Annotated in this window: 5 protein-coding genes; 1 reads left to right on the forward strand and 4 read right to left on the reverse strand. The window is 65.5% G+C overall.

Going from position 1 to position 7,290, the window contains the following annotated elements; all coding sequences use genetic code 11:
• The gene (locus PARJ55_RS0116735; RefSeq protein WP_028714069.1) at nucleotides 1–309 is read left to right on the forward strand and encodes a hypothetical protein; all 309 of its coding nucleotides are present in this window, start codon (nucleotides 1–3) and stop codon (nucleotides 307–309) included.
• A gap of 56 nt (nucleotides 310–365) precedes the next feature.
• Here PARJ55_RS0116735 and PARJ55_RS22375 read toward each other — a convergent pair whose 3' ends face one another.
• The 4 genes from PARJ55_RS22375 to PARJ55_RS22380 form a co-directional block, all read right to left on the reverse strand.
• A complete protein-coding gene (locus PARJ55_RS22375; protein WP_156929520.1) occupies nucleotides 366–1,175 on the reverse strand; it encodes a UMUC-like DNA-repair protein in 810 nt (269 codons plus the stop codon).
• 222 nt (nucleotides 1,176–1,397) lie between these two features.
• Nucleotides 1,398–3,149 carry a phospholipase D-like domain-containing protein gene (locus tag PARJ55_RS0116745; RefSeq protein ID WP_028714070.1) on the reverse strand — a complete coding sequence of 584 codons (1,752 nt, stop codon included), beginning with the start codon at nucleotides 3,147–3,149 and terminating at the stop codon, nucleotides 1,398–1,400.
• Entirely contained in the window at nucleotides 3,143–6,739 is a 3,597-nt protein-coding gene (locus PARJ55_RS0116750; protein WP_028714071.1) for a DEAD/DEAH box helicase, read from the reverse strand. The genes PARJ55_RS0116745 and PARJ55_RS0116750 overlap by 7 nt, the downstream gene beginning before the upstream one ends.
• Before the next feature lie 403 nt (nucleotides 6,740–7,142).
• Nucleotides 7,143–7,290: ATP-binding protein (locus PARJ55_RS22380; RefSeq protein WP_036714374.1), on the reverse strand; the 148-nt coding region annotated here is incomplete at its 5' end.

Below are 7,290 nucleotides of genomic sequence, written 5' to 3' on the forward strand. Positions count from 1 at the left end.
ATGGCCGATTTCACCATCCATCGACACCCGGTCCTCGCCGTTGCCTGCCCGGCCTGTGGCGCGGCCGCCGGCACCTGGTGCCGCCGGCCGAGCGGCCACCGCGCGGCCGATCTGCACCGCGCGCGCGGCATCGAGGACAATACCGACACGATCCAGCTGATGAACCTGGGCGTCACCACCTTCGCCCAAGCTCGGACCCATGCCACGCAGAACGGTGCAGATGTGGTGTTCGATTTCGGTAGCGGCGACACGTTGACCGTCCGCAACACGACGATCAACGCCCTCGCCGACGATATGATCTTCAGCTGAGCCATGACCAGCCCCGCCCGCAAAGGCGGGCGGAGGCACGGGCTTGGCCCTAAGCCTTAACCCCGCTCGAAAAAGCCTGGGTGCGGTGCGTTGATACCATAGGTGATCGACCCGTCACCGAACCGGGCATTGATCTGATCGACCGCGGCCGAGACGCGCTCGCCGCGCGTCTTTTCAGCCGGGGCCAGAGGTTTGAGCAAGTCCCCTTGGCGCTCGGCCAGCAGCGCAACATCCCCCAACTGGACGCCAACCGCGATCACATGGCCCGGGCGCCCATCGCGCCACAGGGACCGCCAAAGTGCACGGTGCAGGCGAAGAAAGAAGGCGGTATCCTGGTTTGGAAAGCAAGACACGCCGCGCGACCAGACCGGGCCGGCCAGCATCGAGACTGACAGGCTGAACCTCCCGGCTACGCGGCCGTCCCGGCGCAGTCGGGCCGTGGCTTTCTCGACCAGCCAGCGCCCGACACGATAGGCCCGTCGCGGGTCGCGAAATTCCGGTGACAAGATCTTGCTGTTGCCAAACCCACCCCGCTGCGTCGGCATCAGCGGAATATCCATGCCTTGGAGCATCCGCACGAACCGTTCGCCTTCGACCGATCGCCAGATCATGCGAGCGTGGCGTGGATCGAGTTGGCAGAGCGTCACCACGTCATAGACGCCGGCTCGCATTAATCGGTCCTTCATCGCCCGAGAGATGCCCGGCAAATCATCCAGCACTAAGTGTGCGATCTTGCTCGACACGTTCTCAGAATCAAGATATTGAAATCCATTAGGTTTTTCTAGTTTTCCGGCCAATTTGGCCAGTAGATGGTTCGGTCCAACGCCAGCAGAGAAGCGCAGACACGGGCCTGTTCTGTGGCACATAGTTTTGCCTTTTCTATCAGGCAGTCTGCCTCTCGGGCTTGCCAGCTTGACGAAAGCGGACGGTCAGCTAGGTTCAGATGGGGTATTCGCCGAGGCCGAAAGCTGGCGAATGCAGGTGCAGCGTAAGCGGACGGGCCTTACCGGCCTCTCAGCTGGTGTTCTCCACATTCCCCGGGCAAGTCCAAGACGGCCGTCAGTATCGAGCGCGCTTCTCGCGCCACCTTACTCCTGGATCATTTCCGGATGGATTTGCTTCAGGATATCGACGGCGTGACGAGCAATACCCGCGAGCCGGATCCTGACGCCGACGTCCCCTTCGGGCAAGTCGGGATCGCTCGAGGCGGAGGCCCAGTTGAGGCTGGTAACGGTGAGGTCGTCGTCGTCCACCGCCACGAACTTGCCGTGGATCGGTATGGTTTTGGTCTTGATAAGGCGAACCCCATTCGCAGCGGCTTCCTCGGCGAGCTTGCGGGCGTGGCGGTTCTTCAGCGGCCCGGACGCGATCGAGTACAGGAGCGTGACCTCGACCTGGGCGCGCTGCGCCGCGGCCTCGCCCTGCATCACCACGCCTGGGCGGGCCGTCGATCCCAGTCGGTTGCTGCCGATCACGAGGCGATCCGTGGCCTGGCCGCTCACCTCGCGCATGACGGAGTCGTGGCCGTCGCCGACCAGCAGTGTGATCTCGGCGGGGCCGGGCCGGGCCGGCATTCTCCGGAGGTCGCGGGAGAGGATGCCCATCTCGTTGGCTATGTCGTCGGCGAGGCCGCGGCGCCCTACGAGGCGTTGGAGAATTACTGCCACGTCTGCGACGACGGCGGGATCGCGCAGGACGGCCGTGACCTCGGTCGACCGGAACGGCGATGAGAGCCAGTTGCACGACCCGACCGCGGCCAGCCAGTCGCCCTCCGCTGTGTCGACGAGGAGGAGCTTGGCGTGGGAGCGGGTGCTGGTCATGTGCAGTCGGAACTTGCCGGCGAGGTCCTGGTCGCCACGGATGGTCTTGGCGATCTCCACCGCAGCGGCAGTGTTCCGCGTCTCGACCTCGTCGATGGTTTCGGCCCCCCACATCAGGTCGAACACCACGCCCCGGGCACAGGCTGCCCTGATCTCCGGGAGCAGGTCCTTGAACCGATTGTGGTCAAGGAACGTCGAATGGATGACCGCGCGGCTCTGGGCGTGCGCCATCATTCCCCTGAGGCATTCGACCTGGTTTGAACCGCCGATGACAAGATCGGCGGGATCGAAGTGGCACCGGTGCGCGGCGAGTTCGGGTGTCGCCTCCCCGGCGGGACCGGCGTAGCCAATGGGGATCTGCGAATTCGGCATGGTTCGGGACGCGACATCGTCGATGATAGCGCGCAAGGCTTCCGAGGCGCTCTCCGGCACGTTGCGGGGGACCCCATCCACCACCCGGATGACCATGAACTCATGTCGGAGCGAGGCGGTGCGACCGTCGACCAGCGCGACCTGTTCCTCCCAACCCCTCGCCGCGATCTGCGAGAGCTTTGCGAGCATGGCTTCGTTGGAGACGGGAGGTCCGCCCTGGACGACAAGGACCCGGATGTCGGGGTCCGTCTCCTTCTCGAGCGCGAACTCGGATCTCACCCGCACCTGCCCGGACGGGAAGAAGCCGCCGGTCGCACGCTCTATGACGAAGCTGACACGACGCAGTTCGCGCTTGGGGAAGAACGGCAGCGGGCGACCGCTCTCGACGATCTCGCGGCCGTACGCGCTCGTTTGGAACTTAGCGCTGTTGTCCTTGATCGTCAGCTCGACGAGCCGGAACCTCATCATCCTCGCGATGGACGCGACGACGATCTGCCGCGGGAGGTTGGATTCGGCCGAGAGCTGCGCGATCGAGCGTGGCTTCGCCGCGGTGGCCCAGAGCATCATCTCGTCAACGATGCTCCAAGCGCGTCCTCTATCGATCCCGACCTTACAGGACAGGCGGAAGACGGGGATCGCGATCAGCACGGCGTCGCCCCCGACAGTTTCGCGGGTTCAATCGATGCCGCGCAAGGCGTCCCGTCCGGCCGCCGCTCCTGCTTGAGCTGGTCGACCGTGTCGGCGATTGCGTCGATGAAGGAAAGGTCGTGTTCGCCGGCGTCGGGGTTGACGCCCCGTACCGCCTCGACGAGAAACGAAGGGCTTCCGACGATCACCAGCTTCGACTTCGCGCGGCTAAGCGCGACGTTCATTCGTCTCCGGTCCCGCAGGAAGCCGAGCGCCCGCGCGCCGCTGCCGGCGTTGTTCCTGACGAGCGACAGGATCACGAGGTCGGCCTCGTTGCCCTGGAAGCCGTCCACGGTGCCGACCCATCCGCCGTCCTGCATTGCGGGGGCGAAGCCCGCCAGGTGCGCAAGAGCGCCGGCCCTGGTCTCGACCTCGATGCGCTGCGCCAGCTTCTCAACCTGCGCCGAATAGAAGGAGAGGACCGCCAGGGTGGGGCGCTCCCCGCCCTGGCGGGCGCGCACGTGTCGCAGGACGTCGATCACCGCCTGGACCTCACCAGGGTTGTGCCACCTCGGGTTCCCTCGTTCGGCGTGAGCCCGGTCGCCGGTGGTGCTGACGTGCTTGAACTCGACCGCGACGACGGGGGAGGGCGGCAGCGGCGCGAGCACGTCGAAAGGGGGTGGCCGCGTGATCGCCTCCTCGGTACGGCCGGGCGTGGTTGTGAGCCTGTCGTGGTAGAAGGCCCTCGAGACGATTCGCGCGATCGCGGGATCCATGCGGCGTTGGGACGTGAGTGTGGAGGAGATTGGCCGGTGTCCCGGATTTAGTCGTGCCCGGCGCTCGTCCTCCTCGACAAACGTGCGAAAGGGCTCGAACAGCCGCAGCGCGGTGTCCGCGACGTCGCGCAGCGTGTCAGGGTTACCCGCCAGCGCCTCCAGTTCGGCGATCTCTCCGTCCCGCATAAGGGGGCCGACGTACTGGTCCGCCATCTCGATCGCCTGGACCACGGCGCTGTGGTCGTGGAGGAGAGCCACAAGCCGGTCCGCCTCGAAGGGCGGCAGCTGGTGGTGGTCGCCGATCATCAGGCGCCGGCCTGAAAGCATCAGAGCACCGACCAACTCGGGTCCGGTCGCCTTCGCAGCCTCCTCGACGATGACCCAGTCGAACTGCTCGCTCGCCTCTACGAGCCGTTCGACGTCGGCCGAGTTGGCGGTCGAGATGACGATATTGGCCGCGTCGAGGATGAGGCTCGACAGGGCGTTGAGGGCGACCCGGTCTTCCTTCTCAACGGCGTCCTTCGAGCGTGCGAGTCGTCCGGACGCCGCCGCTAGTGCGTTCACCCGGTCCCGGAGAGCTGGAGGCGCATCACGCGACAATTCGCTCTCGGAGAGCAGGGCGAGGTACTCCCGGCCCGTCTTGTGCAGATCCTCGTCGCTCGTCGATCGGCGGTCCGGGGTCGTGGAGCGGACTACGATGACGTCGTCTTGACCGCCGGTCGCGAGAGTTCTCCTGATGGCCCTCTGTAGGTGGTCGAGCGCGTCATGGCCCTGCGCGGTGACGAGGAGCCGCGAAGACCGGTCGTCCTCGAACCGCCGCCGCACGACCTCGGTCGCGAGACGGGTTTTGCCGACGCCCGGTGGCCCCACGACGTTGTAGGACGGCGACGTCGACCAGGCGCCGAGCAACGCCTGCTGTTTCGGTGGGTCAAGGTCTAGGAAGTGCTCGTCCTTCTGCCCCGCCTCGTCGATCGTCTCCCGGCTGGATCGTCGGACCCGCCAGGGATCGTCCAGCATTTCCGACAGGTCGACGCGGTTCGAAAGCGCCTTGATGTTCTTCAGCCTCCTGGTGATGGCGTTCTCGGTGCCGGTGTCGCGCTCGGGACGCAGGAAGAGCGGGGATCCCTGTGGCAGCTCGTCGTCGACCTCGAACCTGAGCGCGTGCCGGCCCCTGTGCTGTACGACGTCGAGGAAGGTGGCGAGCACGTCGTTCTGGCGGCCCGAGCCGAAGCTGGCCGCAAGTGACAGCCGCCATTTCGCGTCGGCGTCGCGTTGGTCGTCCTCGAACAGTCGTCGGAGCGCCCGCTCGGTATCGGGAAGGCGAAGTTTGGCAGCCGCGCGGTCCCGTTCATTCCTGGGTTCCGCGCGCAGCACTGCGAATCTGCGCCCCTGGTCTAGTTCGACATGGAGGACCTCGACCGGATAGACTTCCAGTGCCTTGATGACGGACTCGACGATCTGCACCAGGAGGAGCGCCTGGCGCACACGGTCGCCCCGCCCCAATGGAGCCGAAGAGGCACCCGGCTCGGCGAAGCCGGTCCAGACGAGTGCGTCGGGCCCAAGCCGTGCCCTGACCTCGGTTGCGTGCTTGACGGATGTCGCGATCTCGACCGGTTGCCCCAGTTCGTGTTCGTCCTGGTCTCCGATGCGGAGGGTCTCGCCGCGCGGCGAAACGTGCGAGCAGACCGCCACGTCCCACGCAGCGACGCCGTCGCTCCACATTGGGGTGAGATCGTAAACCAATGTCGACGACACGAGCTGCAGCTTCCCGGTCGTGGAGTCGAACACACGGGGCACGAGCAACGTGGCGCCGCGGTCGAGGTCGGCCCGCACCCAGTCCAGCTGCCTCCTGTATTCGTCGTTCGGTATGTCGCCGCCGGTGATGTCGTAGACGACGTCCCCGAGCCCCGAATTCTGCGAGAACATGAGGATGAACGTGCCAGCTCTCGACGACCCCGCGTGTCCGGCCTCCACAACAATGTCGCTTATCGCCCTCGCGATTGAGCCTGCCTCGAGATTGTCGAGGCGCGTCGGCGCCACTAACCTTCTCAGGAGGGCCCGCTCGGAGTTTGAAATCGAGACGAGCTGGCCCCCCGGCGTCACCGGCGCGATCTCGCCGGAACTCCTGACGGTGACCTCGAGGCAATGGGCCGCTAGCCGTCCGAACGAACGCCAGTCCTCAGCGAATGAATATCGGTCCGACCGGACGGCCTCCGCATTGGCGTTTAGGCGGGCATACGACCGGTCGGCCTTGCCCGCGGAGAGCCATAGGCTCCATTCGAATCCGGTCAGCTGGAAGTCCGGGGCCTCCGCGCCCTCCGTCATCACGGCGTCGGCGTCGATGCGGCCGTGGACAAGGCCCTGGGCGTGGACGATCCCCAACGCGATGGCGATCCGGTGCATGTTCTGCCAGAAGATGACCCTCGCGCGCGGCGCGCCAATGTTCTTGAGCCAGTGCTGCCGCGGCACGCGGCGGAGCTTGGCGGACAGCGGCTGTCCGGCATGTTCAAGGAGAACGCCGAACTCCTCCTCGTCCTCGACGAACTCCAGGATGTCCACGATGACCTCGCGCGCTCCCGCGTACGACATCACCCGCTGGACCTGTCGCATTTCATGCAACCAGAGCTGCCTGAGGTCCTCATCCGCCGACGTGCCGGTCTTTCTCCAGAGCTTGAGGCTGCGATCCTGCCCGGTCCTCATGTCCGAGACGTCAAACTGGGCGGAACGAAGCGCCTTGCGGTTGCCCGGGGAAACCGCATCGCCGAGGAAGACAAAGCGCTTGGAAAGCGGCAGAAAGCGCCTTCCTCTCCGTTTCTGCGCCTTGTCCTTCGCCATGCTTTTCCTGGGTCCGACCGGGTTCAAATGTCGATGATCGCGTCCCGATCATGCATCGTCAAGCTACTGCCGGCCGGGCGTCGCTGCCACTCGTGCTTGCGCTCGACATCGCGGTGCTGTCCCGTGTCCGGTTCGCCCAGAATTGGCTTGGGAGCCAAAGCAAGAATTGAACGGATGGCCGAGTTGGGGACGAGCAGAGAGCGGGTTAATGTCTGCCTTTGGGCGTAGCGGCTGCGACGGGAAGCCGACCATGTCAACGGCGGAGCAAAAGTCGGCCGGGGCGGCGGCGTAAAGTCCGGCCAGTTGGGGGGTGCGCCATGGCGCGCGCGCTGGCCACATAGCTGGCGCGAGCCATGGCGCACTGGCCCCTTAGGGCCAATCGTGGGTAGATATTTTATGGTGATCAGCGCTGTTTACGGGCTGTGCTGTTGGCGAGGCGATAGCTTTCGCCGTTCATCTCGATGATGTTGACGTGGTGGGTCAGTCGGTCGAGCAGCGCGCCGGTGAGACGCTCGGAACCGAAGGTTTCCGTCCATTCATCGAAGGGCAGA

It is taken from the genome of Paracoccus sp. J55 (genome assembly GCF_000513975.1).
In the GTDB taxonomy this organism is placed as follows: domain Bacteria; phylum Pseudomonadota; class Alphaproteobacteria; order Rhodobacterales; family Rhodobacteraceae; genus Paracoccus.